Below are 229 nucleotides of genomic sequence, written 5' to 3' on the forward strand. Positions count from 1 at the left end.
GTTATTCTTCACGCTGGTGGTTTGCCTCGTGCTGCTGCTCGTGAGCGGCATCGTGATCTGGCGTCGCTATTTCTCGTTCTATTTCCCGATCACGGTGATCCGCGTGGCCTCCGTCGTGCATGCGGCCGCGGCCTTCGTGCTGATCGTCTCCATCGTCGTGCATATCTATGCGGCGCTGTGGGTCAAGGGTTCGATCGGCGCCATGACGCGCGGTTATGTGACGTGGGGC

1 protein-coding gene is annotated in these 229 nt (G+C 60.7%); it reads left to right on the plus strand.

Going from position 1 to position 229, the window contains the following annotated elements; genetic code table 11:
• A partial coding sequence (locus SB751_RS36025; RefSeq protein ID WP_410749730.1) for a cytochrome b/b6 domain-containing protein occupies positions 1 to 229 on the plus strand: 229 nt, incomplete at both ends.

The organism is Cupriavidus sp. SIMBA_020 (assembly GCF_046535395.1).
Classification (GTDB): Bacteria; Pseudomonadota; Gammaproteobacteria; order Burkholderiales; family Burkholderiaceae; genus Cupriavidus; species Cupriavidus campinensis.